A 20,517-nucleotide genomic window follows, 5' to 3' on the forward strand; every position below is an offset into this window, starting at 1 on the left:
CTCCTCGTCCTAAGCCGCCTCCGAAGTCGTACGTTTACTGCCGGTTCGGCTCGCGACTTGACCCGACGGTGTTCGCGTGTTCAGGCATGAACTTGAACAACGTGAAGTTCTTGTCCGTCCACGCCATGTGAAACCAGGGCGAATCCTGGATATGCGACGCGGTGACATAGATTGCGCCATCAGGACCTTGCGAGAAGGTGTCCGGCCAGCGCAGGCGCGAATCCGTCAACAGCTGTCGCACGGTACCATCGCGGGGATTGATGACCTTGACGGCGTTGTTGGCGATCGAGCTCAGATAGATTTCGTCATGGTCGCCGGTCCAGAGCCCATCGACGGGCTCCGTCGTTGCCACTGTCTCCGGGCGAGCGCGAGCCGCCGCGTCCGCACTCTGGATACTGGACGTGGCGATCCGGTAGAGAGTCTTCCCGGTCAGGGCCTGCCAGTAGAGGGTGTTGCCGTCCTTCGACAGCGCCAGACTATCGGCATTGAACAAGGGCTGCCGTCCGTCCGGCCGCCGCAAGGGCTGGCCATCTGTCATCACGGTGACGCTCGGATCGAATTGGGTCGAAGGATCGTCGCTCAGCACACGCCAAGCCTGCCCGGATTCGATGTTGAGAACGACCAGGCCGCCGGGCGAACCGGAATCGGTCAGATAGGCGAACTTTCCGTCGGGGGCGATACGGATGTCGTTGAGGTAGCTGGCCGGACCAGCGACGTCCGGCCCGATCGGAAAGGTCCGCTTCACGTTGTTCGATTTCAGATCGACCTCGACGATCTTGGGTCCACCCTTCACGGTCTTCTCGGCATTGGGAGCCGCGGGATCGACGACCCAAAGCGATCCGCGCCGGTCCGCAACAACGCTTTGAACGCAAACGAAGTGATCATTGGGCGACACCTCGGACATTCGCGCATTGCGCCAGCCGTTCCATTCCTCATTGGGATATGGCTTGGTCGACCCGTCCGGCATGAGTTCGGCCACCGAAACCGGCGTATCCTCCGTCCAGCGCGGGAAGTTCACGAATATGCGGCCGTCCGGAGCGACCGTAACGCCGGTCACCTGATGCTCGAACGTCGCGACCGATTGCAGCCGGCTGTCGCGACTTTCGACAAGAGGCGCGACAAGCCGTTGGGCCTTGGACTTGATATCCTCTGTTGCGGATTGCGCATGAACCGCGGACGAAATGGATAGCACGACTGCTACGCAGGAGCTGAACGCGATTGGACGCATGAGAGGCCCTTTCCAAAAAGTTTAGGGCCCAATCCGGCTTTGCTTCGATCGTTCCTAGCAACTCCACATCTGCCAACGCGCCTTTGATGGGGAGTTCCAACCAGCGGTCCAGCGATGATGGTTGCCGAGGGATATGGCCGGGCGAGCGAGAGCATCGCCCCCGTCGCGGTCACAGTTCAAATCAGCAAATCATGATGCGCAGGTACAATGGCTTGATGCGGCCCGTTATTGCCGTGGTCGTCCGCGTGTCCGTTCAGTGCATGAGGGACGATCTTGCCGTTGAACCCGAGGCTCTCTTCCTGACCAGGCGGAACGTGCGCATCGAGCGGGTGATTGAACTCTTTAACCTCAACTATCGCGACGAGAGGAGAAGGAGTTGGTCCGCTATCGAACCGGAACACCGGTCCTTGGTCTGCGCCGCCGGTTTCGAACGCAGCCTTGGCCGGGTGTGCGTCGTCTGATGCGATTGCTGCAGATTGCGCAGCGTGCTGGGAGCTGCCGTGGTCCACGGTGGCTGGTTCTGCCGTCTTCACGGTCCCCGCAGCCTGCGAAGCCGAAGCGTGATGCTCGCCGCCATCGCGCGGGCCGTTGCCCGGCTTGGAGTCAGCTTCAGTCGACTCGGTGGATGCCACCTTTGCAGACCCTGGCTCCGACGCGTGTTGCGAATTGCCGTGGCCCGCGCTGGCGGCCGTTGCGGCGCCCGGATCGATCTCTACTCCGTCCGGCGGGCTTGCAGCGGCAGAGTGCCCGGATTTGCCGTGTTCCGCGCTGACTGTTTCTGCCGTCGACGCTGGTGCTTGCGCGGCGTCAGAAGCCGAAGCGTGATGATGATCGCCGCCATGGCCGCCATCATTGCCCTGTTTGGAGCCAGCTTCAGTCGATTCGGTAGCTGCCGCCTTTGCAGACCCTGGCTCCGTTGCGTGCTGCGAGTTGTCGTGGCCCGCGCTGGCGGCCGTTGCGACGCCCGGATCGATCTCGGCTGCGTCCGGTGCGTTTGCGGCGGTTGAGTGCCCAGATTCGCCGTGTTTCGCGCCCGCTGGTTCTGCCGTCTTCGCTGGTGCTTGCGCAGCGTCAGAAGCCGAAGCGTGGTGCTCGGCACCACGGTCGGCGGCGTTGCCCGCTTTGGCATCTTCAGTGGGTTCCGTTGATGCCGCCTTTGCAGGCCCGGGCTCCGAAGCGTGCTGCGCGTTGCCGTTTCCTGGGCTGGCACCCGTTGTACCCGGATTGATCTCGGCTGCGGCCGGCGCGCTTCCAGTGGTTGGGTGCCCCGATTTGCCGTGTTCCGCGCCCGCTGGTTCTCCCGTCGCGGCCCCTGGTGCAGCCTCCGAAGCCGAGGCGTGATGCTGGGCGCCATTGCCGTCGTCATTGCCCGGTTTGGAGCCGGCTCCAGTCGATTCGGTAGCTGCATCCTTTGCAGATCCTGGCTCCGAAGCGTGCTGCGAGTTGCCGTGCCCCGCGTTGTCGGCCGTTACGACGCTCGGTTGGCCGATCTCGTTAGGCCCAGTCGAGGAAACGCCGGTGCCCGCATTGATCGGACCACTGGTCGATGTGACATTTGCGACTGCCGGCGCCGTCGCGCCATGAGCAAGTTGGACTGGCGATGCGTGAGCCGACGCGGCAGATGCAGCATCGCTTTCTTCCGTTGCATCCGCCGACGGGCCGTTGGAGCTTCCGAACTTCGTCGGCGTTCCCAATCCGGTCCGGGTCTGCCCGAAATGGAAACCCGAGCCGTTGTTGGCCAGAAGGGCCCACGCTCCGGCCGTCCCGAGCGAGCTCTCGCTCCCCTCGATACTGGTTTGGACATTGTCCTTCGTCAGAACAGTCTCATCGGGTGCCACCGCCTGTATCAGCGCGCCTTCGAGCTGCTCCAAGGTGGTCGCAACAGCCGCGCCATCTGGCTCGGAGACGACATCCGCCTCCGCAACGGCTACAATTCCCTCCAGATGGATTTCCAGCAAGCCGCGATCGCCGATATCGAGGATACGATCGGTCGCATTCACATAGACGATCGTTTCGTTGCTTGCGGAGTCGTAGACCCAGGCGAGTGTATGTGGCGGTATAGACTTGCTTGCCGCCGTCATATGCAGCCAAGCAAGCGCTCCGAAAGCCGCAAGATTGATCCTGCCCGGCCCAGATGCGAAATCGAACACGGTGTCGGAAGCGGTCGACTTGGAATCGTTAGACGCGGAATCGATCGGGGAGCGATAAACAATTTGTTCAACGTTGGCGCCTACGCCGATGCTGGCATCGTGACCAGGGTCCGCGCCAACAGGTTTATGGAGGTTGTCACCCGCATCGCCCGGCCCATTTGGACCCAGAGCGCCTTCAGCGACGTTGCCGTTTCCACTGGTCGCAACGGCGGAGGACAGGCGGACATCGTGCGACAGGAAACCCGGCGCTGAATTGTCGTCATGATCGGCGGCGGCATGGGTGATCGCGGCCAGTTTTGTGGTCGCGTTCTCTTCAGTGACGGCCAGGATGCTGTCGATCGACGCTTGACGGAGCTCATGCGCCTGCACGGCAAGATGGGAGTCTTGTAGTGCGTAGATCAACGCACCGGTGAGAATAGCGAAGTTGCCATACCCTCCGTGCATCGACATCGCATTGGAAAGAAGCCGCGGGAATTGATGTTCCGGGGCCGGGTCAACTCCGACCTGTATGTCGCTTGCTCCTCGCAGTAAGGGCACGGGAAGATCGGGCGCGCTCGATCCAACAGGAGCGAAGTGCGTCCACGGTTTCGAGCCTCCGGATTGCTCGGCCGTGCGCAGCGCTTCCATGGCCGCCGCCGGGTTGGTGATTTGGGTGGCCTTGGCGAACAAGTCTCTCTGGGCGAGCGTGGGCGTCTCGCCGGATTCCCAGGCGATGAGGTGCCGGAGAATCCCCTTTTTCCAGGGCTCGTACGCGGCGTGCTCGTCCGCGTGGCCGACGCCGTTCTCATCCGGAAAGATGCCATTCGCTTCCGACGCCTTGAGTTCGTCCGCAATTGCCAACGCCAGAAAGGCCAGGGAGAGCGCAGCCAGGCCGGAGGGGCGTTGCAGCAATGCGATGGTCGCGAGCACAGTTCTGTTGGTGATCTCAAGCTTCTGGAAAATATTGTACAGGTGGACTTTGACCGTCCCGTCGGAAACGTTGAGCTGACGCGCGATCTCCTTGTTCGACATCCCTTCCGACACGAGTCGTGCAATTTGACGTTCCCGTTGCGTCAACAGCTCCAGCATCTTTTCGACTTTGCCGTCGCCGTCCGCCTCCTTGCCGGTTGCCGAGAGATCGGACTTCTCCAGTGCCACACCGCTCTTCGTCATCAGCCGCAGCGATCGCAGCATCGTGGCGGGAGAGGCATACTTCGAAATTGCGCTGCAGGCGCCGGCTGCGATGGCGGAAGTCAGATCGTGGTTGGTGTCGGACTCGGTGAAGAACACCAGGCGCGTGGAGAGCTTCTCAGCTTTCACAATCGCGAGGATCTCGGAGACCGTCAGATCTGGCACCTTGTCGGCGAGAATCGCGACGTCAGGTGTCAGCTTCCGAATTGCTTCGAGGCAGCTTGTCCGATCGCTGGACGATGCGACAACGTCGAAGTCCGGCTGCGTCCCGAGGACCGACCTCAGTCCCTGCAAAACGATCGGCTGTGGATCGACGATCACAAGCCGGATGGGCTTGAGTATCCCCTGCCTGGCGGACGCGTCCAACATCAACTTTGGCCCTCGGCCCGGTCCGCTATGTCGTTCGCCATATGGCCGTGCCCGGGTGGGATATTAAAATCAAAAAAGGCTTGGCAGTTCCAGAGCCTGAAGCAGATTTGGACGGTATGCGAGTGAAAAATATGTCCTTTGATCCCATGGCCGTCGCGGTCGACTGGCTTGATGCCTATCGCGCGGGCGATATCGAGGCCATCCTGGAGCTCTATGCCGAAGATGCCGTTGTGCACTGCGGCTGCGCCGGCGTCCAAACCATTACCGGCCGCGAGGCACTTCGTGCCTATTGGGTCGATCGCCTGCGGAAATATCCGGCGGGCACGTTGGATGATCTCAATCCCTGGCGCAACGACGGGACCATTATCTCGTACCTCACCAGTGCTGGCGTCATGAGTGCACTTTTGGCGTTTGACGCCGCCGGCAGGATCAAGGAACTGGACTGCAGTCCCTCACATTAGACCTGCGACATGATGCAAACCTGCAGCGGCCTGCGGATCACGAGCAGCTCATAGCGAACCGAGGGACATCCGATTTGATCAGATGAGCTGCCTCGCCGCTGCCGAAATCATTACCAGCCCGCCCGTAATCACCGCAACGTCAAGGATCGCGGTGTGGATGTGTACCGGCATCCGCTCGACGAAGGCCTTTGCCAGGAACGCGCCGGGAATCGCGATGGCGCCGATCAGCAATGCAAAGGCGAGCACCTGCGCGGTCACGGCGCCGGCGAGGCCGAACACGGAGATCTTGATGAGGCCGGTGCCGAGCGAGATCATCGCATCGGTCGCGATGACGGCGGCGCCCTCGAGCCCCGCGGCCATCAGCAGCGACAGCAGGATCACGCCGGAGCCGGAGGTGCCGCCGACCAGCACGCCATAGCCGACCGAGCCTGCCGCGAGACCGGTGTCGCCGATCTTCACCTGGCGGCGGCGGAGCACACGGCGCAGCTGCACGCTCAGGATCAGCATGGAGCCGATCACCAGCGCCGCGCCCGCATTGGTCAGCCGCGTATAGCCGTAGGCACCAAGCGCGGTCGTGACCGCTGCGCAGGCGAGCACGATCAGCGCGCGGCGGCGATCGGCATAGCGGAGATAGGCGAGCGCGCGGCTGGAATTGGTGAAGATCGCGGAGATCGCGATGATCGGCACCACGGGCTCGGCGCCGACGAGAGGCACCAGCACCAGCGGCATCAGGGCGCCGGTGCCGTAGCCGGCGAGACCACCGATGATCGAAGCAAACAAAGCCATCAACGCGACCAGCAGGAGCTGAAAGATCGAGATGTCGGCGAAGCCTGAGACGATGGTCACGTTCTCTCGTCGCGGCTGACGCGTGCCGCAGCTTGATCGGCGATGGAAGCGATTGCGGCTTCCTCTAGGGGAAAATCCGCCGCAAGCCAAGCGTCCTCCGCGAGCGTCAACACATGTCCGAGCGAAGGTCCTTCCGCCATGCCGCGCGCGACGAAGTCGGCGGCGCGAAGTGGAAATTTCGGCGCAGTCCAGCGCTGCGGCAACTCGGCGAGCGCACGCCATCGCGACGAGCCGACATCACCGCCGGCCCGCGCCCAGCCCAGCAACACGCGATCGTGATAGCGCTCCGCGCCGAGCCGGTAGAGCAGCCGCCGCGCATCGGCTTCGCCCTTGGTGGCCAGGCGCCACCAGCGGTGCCCCATCGAATCCAGCGCCTTGGTTTCCGCATTGGAGAGCCTCAAACGCGTGGCGACGCGCTTGGCGTCTTCGGTCACGGCGACCGTCAGCGCGGCGAGCCGCCGCGTGCTGCTTGCGGTGAGGCCAAGCTCGCGCTCGATCGCGATCATCGCCGAGAGCGGTCCGGTATAGGCGACGCCGCCGGTCAGTGCTTGCAGCAATCCGCCATCGGCCATCGCAACCGCGGCGGCGGACGCGCCGGGGGCGACCAGCAGCTTCAGCGTCTCCATGCGCAGCCGCTCGGCCGACAGGCTCGCGAGGCCCGCGCGTCCCCGGATGCAGGCAAGATAGCCGTCGCGGTCGGGATCGCCGGCGCCAAAGGCGGCGTGGATGCGGAAGAAGCGCAGGATGCGCAGGAAATCCTCGGCGATGCGCTGGTCGGGATCGCCGATGAAGCGCACGCGCCGCGCCGCCGCATCCGCGATGCCTCCGACGTAATCGTGGACGATGCCGTCAGCATCGACCGAAAGCCCGTTCATCGTGAAGTCGCGGCGCTCGGCGTCCTTCACCCAGTCGCGGCCGAACGCGACCTTGGCCTTGCGGCCGAAGGTCTCGGTGTCCTCGCGCAGCGTCGTGACTTCATAAGGCTGGCTGTCGATGACGAGCGTGACGGTGCCGTGCTCAATGCCGGTCGGCACGGCCTTGATGCCGGCGCTTTTGGCGCGCCGCATCACCTCGTGCGGGAGCGCCGTGGTCGCAATGTCGATGTCCCCGGGCACGAGGCCGAGCAGCGCGTTGCGCACGGCGCCGCCGACGACCCGCGCCTCCTCGCCATCCGCATTGAGCAATTGCAGGACGCGCGCGGTCCCGCCCGAAATCAGCCAGGGTGCATCGGCGAGCATGGGCACCGCGCTCATCGGCCGGTCCTATCTTTCCACGCCCGGCACGAGCTTGCCGTTCTCGACATGGGCGGGGACATAGGTCGAATCCGGCGCAGCGCCGGAGAAATGCGCAAACCCGATCAGCCCCGCGATCACCAGCACGAGCGCCGCCAGCATGAGGCGCGCGACGATGGTGATCGGCCAGGACGATTGCACGAACAGGCCGGAGCGCGTGGCGGCCAGGAACAGCGCATAGACGGCAAAGGGAACGAGGAAGATTCCGATCTCGGTCAGGATCGGCCGGATCATGATGAGTAGATCCGCTCATAGAGCACGCGCAGCATGCCGGCCGTCGCGCCCCAGATGTAGCGTTCCGCAAACGGCATCGCGTAGTAGGACCGCTCCATGCCGCGGAATTCCTTGCTGTGCACCTGATGGTTGGCCGGGTTCATCAGGAACGATAGCGGCACTTCGAACGCATCATCAACCTCGGAATGGTTGATCGTCAGCTCAAAACCCGGTCGCACCCTGGCAACCGTCGGCAGGATGCGGAAGCCGAAGCCGGTGCCGTAGAGATCGAGATAGCCGATCGGTTCGACGAAGTCTCTGGACAGCCCGACCTCCTCCTCGGCCTCGCGCAGCGCCGCATCGAGCGGCGAGGAATCCGTCGCATCGATCTTGCCGCCGGGAAAGGCGATCTGGCCGGCATGGTCGTTCAGATGCGCCGAGCGCTGCGTCAGCAGGATGGTCGGCTCGGGATGATCGACCACCGCGATCAGGACCGCCGCCGGCCGCACCGGCTGCTCGCGCGCGATGATCTCGAGCATCTTGTCGGTGCCGGGATCGCCCGAGGCCGGAATGATGTTGGGATCGTAGAGGCCGGGCGGAACGTCGAAGCCGAGCCGCGCGGCGGAGCGGGCGAAGAAATCGGCCGCACCAATCACGGCGGGATCGTTCCTGGAGATAGGCTTGTTCAAAGCGCGGCCCTCACCTGCTCCGCATCGGCCATAGCGAAGAACTCGCCGGCCGATTCGACACCGAACATCGGCTGGCCATCGACCATCCGCTCCTCACCCATGTCAACCAGATCGTAATAGAGCGCGCGGGTGACCTTGGCCCACAGCTCGGCGCGGACGTGCAGATAGGGCGTCAGCCCGCCGTCTTTGGCCTGTTCGAAGCGCAGCCGGTGCGCCGCATCGCAGGTGACCCAGTCATCGACATTGGTGCGGAAGCGGAGCACGCGGTGGTTGTCCTCGCCGTCCTTCTGCATTTCGACCGCCATGAACGGTGCGTCGTCGACGCGAATGCCGACCTTCTCCACGGGCGTGACGAGGAAATGCTTGTCGCCTTCACGCTTGAGGATGGTCGAGAACAGGCGAACCAAAGCATGACGGCCGATTGGCGTCCCCAAATAGAACCAAGTACCATCGGACGCGATTCGGATGTCGAGATCGCCGCAGAACGGCGGATTCCACAAATGCACCGGAGGCAGGCCCTTTTTGGCGCCTTCGGCATCGGCAGCAGTTTTGGCAGCGGCAGTCAGCCCCTCAAGACCGCGATCGGCGCTCTGCCCTTGGTTCGCCATGGTTTGCCCTGACTTTGTCATTTGGCACGATCGGTCATTTGGCACGATTGGTGCAGGTTTACGTTGTATCCGGGTGCTCGGTTCCACCCCGCATTAATCCGGTGTGGAGGTCGCCACTTCGTGATGCCCTACATATCCCTAAGCCGATAAGGTGGGGATAGGTTAATTCAACGAATACATGGCCTTCCTGCAAGTCTAGCATAGGGCCCACGTCTTGAGTTGAGGACGTGATGACATGACGACGCAAGCGAGCCGCATGGCAGGCTGAAGGAGCTAACGGATGGCGGAGAGTGTCGAGAAGCTCGAAGACGGAATAGTCCGTTCGGCCGAGCAGGTGTCGAGCCAGATTCGCGCGGCAAAGGATGCGATCGCGTCCGTCATCTTCGGTCAGGATCGCGTGATCGAGAACACCCTCGTCACCATCCTCTCCGGCGGCCACGCGCTGTTGATCGGCGTCCCCGGCCTCGCCAAGACCAAGCTGGTCGAGACACTCGGCATCACACTTGGCCTCGATGCCAAGCGCATCCAGTTCACGCCCGATCTTATGCCGTCGGACATTCTCGGCGCCGAAGTGCTCGACGAGAGCACCTCCGGCAAGCGTGCCTTCCGCTTCATCTCCGGCCCCGTGTTCGCACAACTGCTGATGGCCGACGAGATCAACCGCGCCAGCCCGCGCACGCAGTCGGCGCTGCTGCAGGCGATGCAGGAGCAGCACATCACCGTTGCCGGCGCGCGTCACGATCTGCCGAAGCCGTTCCACGTGCTCGCCACGCAAAACCCGCTGGAGCAGGAAGGCACCTATCCGCTGCCTGAAGCCCAGCTCGACCGTTTCCTGATGGAGATCGACGTCGACTATCCCGACCGCGACGCCGAACGCCGCATCCTGTTCGAAACCACCGGCGCCGACGAGACGCTGGCGAAGGGCGCGATGACACCTGACGCGCTCATCACCGCGCAGCGGCTGATCCGGCGCCTGCCGGTCGGCGATTCCGTGGTCGAGGCGATTCTGTCGTTGGTGCGCTCGGCCCGTCCGGGTCCGGACGGCGGCGACACCAGCAAATTCATCGCCTGGGGACCGGGCCCGCGCGCCAGCCAATCGCTGATGCTCGCGGTGCGCGCACGCGCGCTGATCGACGGCCGCCTCGCGCCCTCGATCGACGACGTGCTCGACCTTGCCGAGCCCGTGCTGAAGCACCGCATGGCGCTGACGTTCCAGGCGCGCGCCGAAGGCCGCACGATTCCGGACGTGATCAAGCAGCTCAAGACACGGATCGGTTGATGGCCGCAGAGAACGGGCACGCAGCGAAGGAGATCATCGCGATCCGACGTGCCGATGGCGAAAGCCGCACGCTCGCCGCTTCGCTGCCGCGCCTGGTGCTCGAGGCCCGCCGTATCGCCGCCAACGTCATTCACGGTTTGCACGGCCGCCGTCGCGCCGGCTCCGGCGAAAATTTCTGGCAATACCGCCGCTTCGTCTCCGGCGAGCCCTCGCAGAACGTCGACTGGCGGCGCTCGGCGCGCGACGATCTGCTCTATGTCCGCGAGCTCGAATGGGAAGCTTCGCACACGGTCTGGATCTGGCCCGACCGCTCGCCGTCGATGGCCTTCGCTTCAAAACAGGCGCGCGAATCCAAGCTCGAGCGGACGCTGATCGTCGCCTTCGCGCTGGCCGAGCTGCTCGTCTCCGGCGGCGAACGCGTCGGCATTCCCGGGCTGATGGCACCGACCGCAAGCCGCAGCGTCATCGACAAGATGGCGCAGGCGATGCTGCATGACGATGCCGACCGCTTGAGCCTGCCGCCGTCCTTCGTGCCCGCGGCGCTGGCCGAGACGATCGTGCTGTCGGATTTCTGGTCGCCGATCTCCGAGATCAGGACCACGCTCGCCGGACTGTCCGGCTCCGGTGCGCATGGCACGCTGGTGCAGGTCGTCGATCCCGCCGAGGAATCATTCCCCTATTCCGGCCGCGTCGAGTTCGTCGAACCCGAGGGATTCGGCGTGATCACCGCCGGCCGGGCCGAGAGCTGGACGCTGGATTACACCGCGCGGCTCGCGCTGCACCGCGACCAGATCCGCGCCGAGACCAACAAGCTCGACTGGCTGTTCACGACGCATGCCACCGACCGCTCTGCCGCCGAGCTGCTGCTGTTCCTGCACGCCGGCATGCAGGTGAGCAAATCGGGCGCGCGCACCACCACGATCAAGGCGGGGCCGGCCGCATGATGGGACTGCCGCTCGCCTTCACCGAACCGCTGCTCCTCATCGGCCTCGTCAGCCTGCCGGTGCTGTGGTGGCTGTTGCGCGTGATGCCGCCGCGGCCGCGCCGCATCGAGTTTCCGCCGACCCGCCTCCTGTTCGACATCGCACCGCGCGAAGAGACCCCGTCGCGGACGCCGTGGTGGCTGACCGCATTGCGGCTGCTGGCTGCGGCGCTGGTCATTTTCGCCGCCGCCGGTCCGATCTGGAATCCGCAAACAGGTGCGGCCGCGAGCAAGGCGCCGCTGATGATCATGTTCGACGATGGCTGGAGCGCGGCCTCGAACTGGGACATCCGGATCAGGGCCGCCGACGAGTTGATCGCGAGTGCCGAGAACGACCGCCGTGCGATTGCGCTGGTGCCGCTGTCCGAGCCGAACCGCGATATCACCCTGATGCCGGCGGGCGCCGCGCGCGTCGCGCTGCGGCAGCTGACGCCAAAGCCGTATTCGATCGACCGCGTCGAGACCCTGACCGCAATCGATCGCTTCCTGAAAGCCACGGGCGAATGCGAGATCGCCTGGCTCTCCGACGGGGTCGACACCGGTCGCGGCGAGGAATTCGTGGCTGGCCTCGGCAAGACCGTCGGCGATCGCAGCCTGACTGTGTTCGAAGGCGGCACCTCCTCAGCCCTGGCCCTGGTCGCGGCCGAGAACGCCGCAGCCAGGATGACGGTGAAGGTGCTGCGCACCGACGGCGGCATCGCCATCGGCACCGTGCGCGCGCTGGACCAGAAGTCATCGCCGATCGGCGAAGCGCGTTTTTCGTTCGGTGCGCAGGACAAGGAAGCCGAAGCGTCGTTCGATCTGCCGGTCGAGCTGCGCAACGACATCACGCGGCTTGAAATCGCCGGTGAGCGCTCCGCCGGCGCAGTGCAGCTGCTCGACAAGCGCTGGCGCCGCCGTGCCATCGGCATCGTCTCGGGCTCGACCAGCGAGACCGCGCAGCCGCTGCTGGCGCCGACCTTCTATCTCACCCGCGCGCTGGCGCCGTTCGCCGACGTGCGGCTCGCCGACAAGGGCTCGCCGCAGCAGGGCATCACGCAGTTCCTCGACCAGAAGCTGCCGATGATCATCCTTGCCGATGTCGGCACCATCGCCCCCGAAATCCGCGAGCGTCTCAATGCCTGGATCGACCAGGGCGGCGTGCTGGTGCGGTTCGCCGGTCCGCGGCTGGCGCAGGCCGAGGACGATCTCGTTCCGGTCAAGCTGCGCAAGGGCGGCCGGACGCTCGGCGGCAGCCTGACCTGGGAAAAGCCGCAACATCTGGCCTCCTTTGCCGCCGATGGTCCGTTTGCCGGTGTCGTGGTCCCCAAGGACGTCACCATCAGCCGCCAGGTGCTGGCCGAGCCCGACGCTGTACTTGCCACCAAGAGCTGGGCGTCGCTGGAAGACGGCACGCCGCTCGTGACCGGCGAGCATCGCGGCAAGGGCGTCGTCAGCCTGTTCCACGTCAGCGCCGACATGCGCTGGTCGGATCTGCCCATGTCGGGCACCTTCGTCGAAATCCTGCGGCGCGTCGTCGACATGTCCGGCTATACCGCCAAGCCGGGTCCAGGCGTTGCCACTGAGGCGACCGCCGAAACGGTGGCGCCGCTGCATATCCTCGACGGCTTCGGCGCCTTCGGTCCGCCGCCGGCCGCCGCCAAGCCGCTGCCCGCGGATTATCGCGACCGCGCCACACCCGATCATCCGCCGGGCTTTTATGGTCCGGCAGAAGGACCGCTCGCCGTGAACACGCTTGCCAGCGCCGACCGTATCGCAGCCCTGAACACCGCAAGCCTGCGCGCCCGGCACGCCACCTACACCAATGCCGAGCCGCAGGACTTGCGCGGCTGGCTGCTGTCAACGGCGCTCGCGCTGTTCCTGATCGACGCCATCATCGTCGCGGTGCTCGGCGGCGGCCTTGCCGCGCTGCTGCGCCGCCGCGCCGCGCCCGCGATGATCGTCTTCGGTCTGGTGCTCGCAGGCCTCGCCTCGTTCGTGCCGACGCCATCGCACGCGGACAGCGCATCCGACGAGTTCGCGATGAAGGCGGTGTCGCAGACCCGCCTCGCCTATGTCGTGACCGGCAATGCCGACGTGGATTCCATCGTCAGGGCCGGGCTGTCAGGACTGACGCTGTTCCTGGCGCAGCGCACCGCGCTTGAGGCCGGCGATCCCGTCGGCATCGATCCGGCGCGCGACGAGCTCGCCTTCTTCCCGCTGATCTACTGGCCGATCGTGCCCGGCGCGCCCAAGCCGTCGCGGGACGCCATCAACAAGATCGACGCCTACATGAAGCAGGGCGGCACCGTGCTGTTCGACACTCGCGACGCGGTCGAAGCGCCGCCCGGCGCCAACGGCGCCGCGCAGACCCCGGCCATGCAGACGCTCCGCGAGATCCTGTCCTCGCTCGACGTCCCCGAGCTGGAGCCGGTGCCGCGCGAGCACGTGCTGACCAAGACCTTCTTCCTCTTGCGCGACTTCCCCGGCCGCTTCACCACCGGCCAGACCTGGGTCGAGACCTTGCCGCGCGAAGAGGACGAGGACAGCGCGCAGCGGCCGGCGCGCGGCGGCGACGGCGTCTCACCGATCATCATCACCTCGAACGACCTTGCCGGCGCCTGGGCCGTGCGGCCCGACGGCCAGGCCATGCTGCCGGTGACCGGCGGCGACCCCCGCCAGCGCGAATTCGCCTACCGCGCCGGCGCCAACATCGTGATGTACACGCTGACCGGCAACTACAAGGCCGACCAGGTGCACGCACCGGCTCTGATCGAACGGCTGGGGCAGTAGGATCTATATGAATTACGGCATCGCATTCACGCCGCTGGTTCCCGCGATCGTCCTGTGGATCGCGCTGGCCGCGATCGTCGTCATCGCGATCGTGCTGCTGCTGGCACGGGCGCGCGGCGCTGCCGTGCGCGTGGCCGCGTTGGCGCTGTTCCTGCTGGCGCTCGCCAACCCCTCCTTCACCCGCGAGGACCGCGATCCGCTCACCTCGGTCGCCGCCATCGTCGTCGACAAGAGCCCGAGCCAGAATTTCGGCAATCGCAATCGCGAGGCCGCTCAGGCGCAGGAAGCGCTGGTCGACAGCCTGAAGAAGATCAAGGGGCTCGAGGTCCGCGTCGTCGATGCCGGACAGGCCGACGGCGAGACCGACGGCACAAAGCTGTTCGGGGCGTTGGCCTCGGCCTTGTCCGACGTGCCGGTCGACCGCGTCGCCGGTGCGTTCCTGATCACCGACGGCCGCGTTCACGACATTCCGGCCAACGCTGCCGGGCTCGGCTTCCAGGCGCCGGTGCACGCGCTGATCACCGGGCAAAAAGACGAGCGCGACCGCCGTATCGCGGTCATCGCTGCTCCGCGCTTCGGCATCGTCGGACAGCCCCAGACCATCACCTACCGCCTCGACGACCAGGGCGTCAGCGGCGAGCGCGCCAAGGTCACGGTCCGCAGGGACGGCGAGGTCATCAACGAGCGCACGCTTTCGAGCGGCCAGGCGGCAAGCGTCGAAGTCGACATCAAGCATTCCGGGCCGAACATCGTCGAGATCGAGGCCTCGCCGCTCGAGCGGGAATTGACGCCGGTGAACAACCGCGCCGTCGTCGCCATCGACGGTGTGCGCGACAAGCTGCGCGTGCTGCTGGTCTCGGGCGAGCCGCATTCCGGCGAGCGCACCTGGCGCAACCTGCTCAAATCCGATGCCAGCGTCGATCTTGTCCACTTCACCATTCTGCGGCCGCCGGAGAAGCAGGACGGCACGCCGATCAACGAATTGTCGCTGATCGCGTTTCCGACTCGCGAGCTGTTCCAGCAGAAGATCAACGAATTCCAGCTGATCATCTTCGACCGCTATGCTCGCCAGGGCGTGCTGCCGATCGCTTATTTCGACAACATCGCACGCTACGTGCGTTCCGGCGGCGCGGTGCTGGTCTCGGCCGGCCCCGACTACGCCTCCAACACCAGCATCTGGCGCACGCCGCTGGATTCGGTGCTGCCGGCCGAACCGGTCGGGGTGACGGAAAAGCCGTTCTATGCGCATCTGTCCGACGTCGGCAAACGCCATCCCGTCACGCGCGGCCTTGAGGGCTCGGCCTCCGAGCCGCCACGCTGGAGCCGATTCTTCCGCACCGTCGACACCCGCAATGCGGTCAACCCGCCCGTTATGACGGGCGTCGATGGCAAGCCGCTGCTGTTCCTGTCGCGCTTCGGCGAGGGCCGCGTCGCGCTGCTGCTCTCCGACCACATCTGGCTGTGGGCGCGCGGCTATGAAGGCGGCGGCCCGCATCTCGATCTGTTGCGGCGGATGTCGCACTGGCTGATGAAGCAGCCTGATCTGGATGAGGAAGCGTTGCGCCTGCAGGTGCAGGGCAAGAATCTCGTGGTGGTGCGCCAGACCATGGCGGACAGCGTTCAGCCGGTGAGCGTGACCTCGCCGTCGGGCGTGTCGCGCGACCTGACGCTTGCAGCCGGCGATCCCGGCGAATGGCGCGCCAGCCTGCCGGCGAGCGAGCTCGGCCTCTGGCAGGCCACCGACGGCACGCTGAAGGCGCTGATCAATGTCGGCCCGACCAATCCGAAGGAGTTTTCGGAAGTCACCTCCACCACCGACACGTTGAAGCCCCTGACACAGGCGACCGGCGGTGACGCCGTGCGCGTGGTCGACGGCGCCAGCGTCGAGCTGCCGCGCATCCTGCCGGTCCGCTCGGCGAGCGTCTTCCATGGTGACGGCTGGATGGGCGTGCGGATGCGCGACGCCAGCGTCGTGAAGGGCGTCGGCGTGCTGCCGATCTTTGCCGGCCTGATCGGGCTGCTGCTGCTGCTCGGCGCGTTTGCTGCGACGTGGATGCGCGAGGGGCGCTAGGCGGCTTACGGACCAGCATGGCCGAGCTTACGCGCCTCCCTTCGCTTCCGTTAGTCGGATAACTCCCATCGCCCCTTCTTCGCCGGAAGCTCCAGAGCGCCTTCGCCCCCGAACTCGGTCGAATGTAGCGCGTTGTTCCTCGGCCCTGGGCAGGCGTGTCCCTGTCCAGGCATCGCCCCCGCGGCAAGAGCAGTTCTGGACGCAGCCTTCGCAGCACTCAAAGAGTGCGAGCGTTCGGTGAGAAGCGGAGTTACTCGACAATGACAGACCCACTTCAACCGATCGGTTCTGAAGCCGAACTAGGGCTCGACCAGCGCACGTTCAGCTCGCCTCGTCAGACAACGCGCTACATCGAGTGCGGGCCGGCCGACGGACCGTTGATGATGTTCGTCCATGGGTGGCCGAGCATCAGTTTGATGTGGCGCGCGCAGATGGACGCGTTTGCCGCCGACGGTTGGCACTGCGTCGCTCCCGATCTGCGCGGCTACGGCGGCTCTACTATGCCTGCAGCCAACGACGCCTATACCATCGAGGAAATCGTGACGGACATGGCCGAACTCCATGATCACCTTGGCGGCAAGCCTGCGATCTGGGTCGGTCACGACTGGGGCTGTGTTGTGGTTGGTCAGTTGGTCGCGCATCAGCCAAGGCGCAGCCGCGGCGTCGTGCTGACCTCACTGGCGTACCAACCCGACGGGCACGCCACGCGCACAGTCGTCCCGCTGGTCGACCGAACGATTTATCCGGTTGACCAATATCCGGACGGCCAATGGGATTACGACCGCTACTACAACACGCACTTCGAGGCGGCAGTCGCCGATCTCGATGCAGATCTGGCCGCATCGCTGGCGTCGATCTTTCGGCCAGGCAACCCCGCCGGCATCGGCAAGGTTTCGCCGAATGCGATGGTCACGCGCAATGGAGGGCGCTTTGGCGCCGCGCACCGCGCCCCGCCGACTGAGCCCGATCCGGCTCTCTGGCCGCCGGCGGACTTCGACGTGCTGGTGCAGTCGTTCAAGGCTCATGGCTTCCGCCCATCCTGCGCGTGGTACCTGAACGACGACGCCAACATCGCCTATGCGCGCAAGGCACCCAATGGCGGCCGCCTGTCGCAGCCGGTGCTGTTCGTTAACGGCGACTTTGATCAGATCTGCAGCATCACCGGAAATCGCCAAGGTGACCCGATGCGCGCCGCCTGCCCGGACCTGACCGTGACGAGCATGCCCGCAGGACATTGGCTGCCGCTGGAGCGCAAGGCAGAACACATCGAGGCCATTCGCACCTGGCTCCAGAGCAAAAAGCTCTGATGCCGTAGGCCTTCAGTTGCCCGCACAACACATCGAGGAGCCGGCTGGCGCGGGTCGGCTCGACAGCAGTTGACATCCGCAGACCGATCGGGCGATGTTACATTATAACGTCGCGGGATCAGGGGATGATGCCTCGCGATGTGGGGTGGCGTTTTCGGATGAAGTGGTTCCGGTCGAATATCAGGCACGGCGCCCGGCTCGCGATCTTCGCGATGCTGGTGCAGTTCGCGCTGACGTTCGGCCACAGCCATTGGTTCGCCCAGGCCGCTCCCCTTGCCCAATCCTCGCTTCGGCAGACCGACAGCAACCAAAGTCTCGCTTCGATCGACCGCGCTGCGATCGAGAGGCAATCGCCGTTGGCTCCGGACAGGGAGCACCCGGGCGAGGACAATTGCGCGATCTGCGCATTGGTTGCGATGGCCGGCACCGTCATGTTCGCGGCGCCGCCTGTGTTGTTGCTGCCGCAGGCAATTGACCTGCTCTACCGCACCACCGACGCCGAATTCGTCCATCTGAAATCGGCCGGCACGGCATTCCAGCCCCGCGCCCCTCCCGCGTCCTGACTTCCAACATCGCTTGATCACGCCCAGGCTCGCCGCTTTCAGGCGCATGCCCGGGAGACGTTGAAGTCGAATTCCGTCGCGCAGCGACGGCAGGCCGCCTCCGATCAGCAGACGAACTTGCGGACGGCGCCTGACTGGAATCAGGACCATGTCATTCAAATTGCGGCGCGCGCAGCGTCTTGGTGGAGCAAGCCTGCTCCTGCTCGGCGCCGCCACCTCGGCGCTCGCCGAGGATAAATCAGCGACCGAGATCCCCGCCGTCACCGTGACGGCTCCGAGCCCCATCGTACGCAGGGCCGTGGTGCCGACCCGCAATCCGGGCCGCCCCACGCGAACCGCGCGGGCCCGCAGCCACGAACGCACCGCGGACGCCACGCCGGCAGCCTCCACGCCGACCGCACCTCAGCAGGGCGTGCTGGCGATCGTCACCAACCAGTTCGCGACCGTCACGGTGGTGCCGAACGAGGAGATCCGCCGCGAGGGCGGCGGCCAGCTTGGCGATCTCCTGTTCTCCAAGCCGGGCATCACCGGTTCGAGCTTTGCGCCCGGCGCCTCCAGCCGGCCGATCATCCGGGGGCTCGACGTCAACCGCGTCGGCATTGTCGAGAACGGCACCAATTCCGGCGGCGCCTCCGATCTCGGCGAGGATCACTTCGTCCCGATCGATCCGCTGGCGACCAACCAGGTCGAGGTGGTGCGCGGGCCGGCTGCGCTGCGCTACGGATCGACCTCGATTGGAGGCGTCGTCAGCGCCACCAACAACCGGATTCCGGATGCGCTGCCGTCCTGCGCTCCATCGTTCCAGGCTTACGGCATGCCGGCCAAGGCGCCCCTCGCAACGGCCGCGACGTCGCCTTGCGTCACCGCCGAGACGCGCAGCGCGTTCAGTTCGGTCGACCGCGGCGTCGAAAGCGGCGTGCTGCTCGACACCGGCGGCGGCAATTTTGCGTTCCATGCCGACGTCTACGGGCGCAACACCACCGACTACAGCATCCCGAGCTACCCGTATCTGAATGACCAGACGCGGACCGTCGCCAACGGACGCCAGCCCAATTCGGCGACACGCTCGGACGGCGCCTCGATCGGCGGCTCGTACTTCTTCCAGGGCGGCTATATCGGCGCGGCGATCACGCAGAACGACTCGCTCTACCACATTCCCGGCATCGACGGCGCCGACCACAACACGCGGATCGACGGCCATCAGACCAAGATCAACGTCAAGGGCGAGTACCATCCCGACGCTACGGCGATCGACGTCGTTCGCTTCTGGGCCGGTGCGACCGACTATCGCCACAACGAGATCGGGCTTGCCGATCCCGCCGATCCCAACACCGACGGCGTGCGGCAGACCTTCACCAACAAGGAGCAGGAGATCCGCACCGAGGTGCAGCTGATGCCGTTCAACGCGCGCTTCGCCGAGGTGACGACGGCGCTGGGCTTCCAGGTCGGCCATCAGGAATTGAGCGCGCCGAGCCCGGACAATCCGGGCACGCTGTTCAACGGCCTGTGGGACCCGAACAACAGCACGCGCGTTGCTGGATACGCCTTCAACGAGTTCAAGTTCACGGACGCGACACGGGCGCAGATCGCCGGCCGCATCGAACATGTCGAGCTGCACGGCACGACGCCGGATTTTCCCGCGGACTTCCTGCCCGACGGCACGCCGCAGGCGGGTATCGGCCGCAATCCGTCCTTCACGCCGAAGAGCGGCAGCATCGGCCTGTTGCAGGACCTGCCGGGCGGCTTGGTCGGCAGCATCACCGCGCAATATGTCGAGCGCGCGCCGAAGGCGGCGGAGCTGTTCTCGCGCGGCGCGCATGATGCGACCGCGACCTTCGACATCGGCAACCCCAACCTCGGCATCGAGACCGCGAAGTCCGTCGAGGTCGGCCTGCGCAAGGCGACGGGGCCGTTCCGGTTCGAGGCGACCGTGTACTACACGCACTTCAACAACTTCATCTATCGCCGTCTCACCGGCGTGATGTGCGACGAAGACTTTGCCTCGTGCGGCACACCCGGCGCCGAGGTGAACCAGGCGGTCTATTCGCAGCGGGACGCGAATTTCCGCGGCGGCGAATTCCAGTCGCAGCTCGATGTCGGAGCATTCCAGGGCGGCATCTGGGGCATCGAGAACCAGTTCGACGTGGTCCGTGCCACCTTCACCGACGGCACCAACGTGCCGCGAATTCCGCCGGTGAGACTGGGCGGCGGCGTGTTCTGGCGCGACGACAATTGGCTGATGCGCGTCAATCTGTTGCACGCCTTCGCTCAGAACAACGTCGCCGTGATCGCGGAGACGCCGACGGCGGGCTACAATTTGCTGAAGGCCGAGGTCAGCTACAAGACCAAGCTCAACCCGAATGCATTCGGCGCGCGCGAGATGATCGCCGGCCTCGTCGGCAACAATCTCCTCAACGAGAACATCCGCAACTCGGTGTCCTACACCAAGGACGAGGTGTTGATGCCCGGCATCGGCGTGCGGGCGTTTGCGAATTTCAAGTTCTGAAAGCGCGATAG

15 protein-coding genes are annotated in these 20,517 nt (G+C 65.3%); 8 read left to right on the top strand and 7 right to left on the bottom strand.

Annotated elements, in window-relative coordinates; all coding sequences use genetic code 11:
- Positions 1-34: 34 nt before the first annotated feature.
- Positions 35-1,228 carry an L-dopachrome tautomerase-related protein gene (locus tag ABIC03_RS09180; protein WP_354057271.1) on the bottom strand — a complete coding sequence of 398 codons (1,194 nt, stop codon included), beginning with the start codon at positions 1,226-1,228 and terminating at the stop codon, positions 35-37.
- A 176-nt stretch (positions 1,229-1,404) separates the two neighbouring features.
- Positions 1,405-4,917, bottom strand: a complete 3,513-nt coding sequence (locus ABIC03_RS09185) for a LuxR C-terminal-related transcriptional regulator (protein WP_354057273.1) — start codon at positions 4,915-4,917, stop codon at positions 1,405-1,407.
- A 41-nt stretch (positions 4,918-4,958) separates the two neighbouring features.
- Here ABIC03_RS09185 and ABIC03_RS09190 point away from each other — a divergent pair, with 41 nt between their 5' ends.
- On the top strand, positions 4,959-5,378 hold the full coding sequence (locus tag ABIC03_RS09190) for a nuclear transport factor 2 family protein (RefSeq protein WP_354057275.1): 420 nt from the start codon (positions 4,959-4,961) through the stop codon (positions 5,376-5,378).
- 78 nt (positions 5,379-5,456) lie between these two features.
- Here ABIC03_RS09190 and ABIC03_RS09195 read toward each other — a convergent pair whose 3' ends face one another.
- Genes ABIC03_RS09195 through ABIC03_RS09215 form a run of 5 tightly spaced genes read right to left on the bottom strand, consistent with a single transcriptional unit; the run spans position 5,457 to position 9,026 of the window.
- On the bottom strand, positions 5,457-6,224 hold the full coding sequence (locus ABIC03_RS09195) for a sulfite exporter TauE/SafE family protein (protein ID WP_354057277.1): 768 nt from the start codon (positions 6,222-6,224) through the stop codon (positions 5,457-5,459).
- Positions 6,221-7,477, bottom strand: coding sequence for a CCA tRNA nucleotidyltransferase (locus tag ABIC03_RS09200; protein WP_275171519.1), 1,257 nt, complete (start codon positions 7,475-7,477; stop codon positions 6,221-6,223). The genes ABIC03_RS09195 and ABIC03_RS09200 overlap by 4 nt, the downstream gene beginning before the upstream one ends.
- A gap of 9 nt (positions 7,478-7,486) precedes the next feature.
- Positions 7,487-7,750: a DUF6111 family protein gene (locus ABIC03_RS09205; RefSeq protein ID WP_018454951.1), complete on the bottom strand. Its 264-nt coding sequence runs from the start codon at positions 7,748-7,750 to the stop codon at positions 7,487-7,489.
- The gene (locus ABIC03_RS09210; protein ID WP_247466246.1) at positions 7,747-8,418 is read right to left on the bottom strand and encodes a CoA pyrophosphatase; all 672 of its coding nucleotides are present in this window, start codon (positions 8,416-8,418) and stop codon (positions 7,747-7,749) included. Before ABIC03_RS09210 ends, ABIC03_RS09205 begins: the two co-directional genes overlap by 4 nt.
- Positions 8,415-9,026, bottom strand: a complete 612-nt coding sequence (locus ABIC03_RS09215) for a DUF1285 domain-containing protein (RefSeq protein WP_007607043.1) — start codon at positions 9,024-9,026, stop codon at positions 8,415-8,417. The genes ABIC03_RS09210 and ABIC03_RS09215 overlap by 4 nt, the downstream gene beginning before the upstream one ends.
- Before the next feature lie 280 nt (positions 9,027-9,306).
- Between ABIC03_RS09215 and ABIC03_RS09220 the strand changes: the two genes are divergently transcribed.
- The 7 genes from ABIC03_RS09220 to ABIC03_RS09250 all read left to right on the top strand — a co-directional run bounded on the left by ABIC03_RS09220 (position 9,307) and on the right by ABIC03_RS09250 (position 20,506).
- A complete protein-coding gene (locus ABIC03_RS09220) occupies positions 9,307-10,305 on the top strand; it encodes an AAA family ATPase (RefSeq protein ID WP_275171517.1) in 999 nt (332 codons plus the stop codon).
- A complete protein-coding gene (locus ABIC03_RS09225; protein ID WP_354057281.1) occupies positions 10,305-11,249 on the top strand; it encodes a DUF58 domain-containing protein in 945 nt (314 codons plus the stop codon). Before ABIC03_RS09220 ends, ABIC03_RS09225 begins: the two co-directional genes overlap by 1 nt.
- Entirely contained in the window at positions 11,246-14,059 is a 2,814-nt protein-coding gene (locus tag ABIC03_RS09230) for a DUF4159 domain-containing protein (protein ID WP_354057283.1), read from the top strand. The genes ABIC03_RS09225 and ABIC03_RS09230 overlap by 4 nt, the downstream gene beginning before the upstream one ends.
- 7 nt (positions 14,060-14,066) lie before the next feature.
- Positions 14,067-16,130 (top strand): hypothetical protein, encoded by a 2,064-nt coding sequence (locus tag ABIC03_RS09235; protein WP_354057285.1) that lies wholly within the window; start codon positions 14,067-14,069, stop codon positions 16,128-16,130.
- Positions 16,131-16,390: 260 nt separating this feature from the next.
- Complete coding sequence (locus tag ABIC03_RS09240) at positions 16,391-17,437, top strand: alpha/beta fold hydrolase (protein ID WP_354057287.1); 1,047 nt, start codon at positions 16,391-16,393, stop codon at positions 17,435-17,437.
- Positions 17,438-17,595: 158 nt separating this feature from the next.
- A complete protein-coding gene (locus ABIC03_RS09245) occupies positions 17,596-18,000 on the top strand; it encodes a DUF2946 domain-containing protein (RefSeq protein ID WP_354057289.1) in 405 nt (134 codons plus the stop codon).
- A gap of 148 nt (positions 18,001-18,148) precedes the next feature.
- Entirely contained in the window at positions 18,149-20,506 is a 2,358-nt protein-coding gene (locus ABIC03_RS09250) for a TonB-dependent receptor (protein WP_354057291.1), read from the top strand.
- Positions 20,507-20,517 lie beyond the last annotated feature (11 nt).

This window comes from Bradyrhizobium sp. RT6a, assembly GCF_040547675.1.
GTDB lineage: Bacteria > Pseudomonadota > Alphaproteobacteria > Rhizobiales > Xanthobacteraceae > Bradyrhizobium.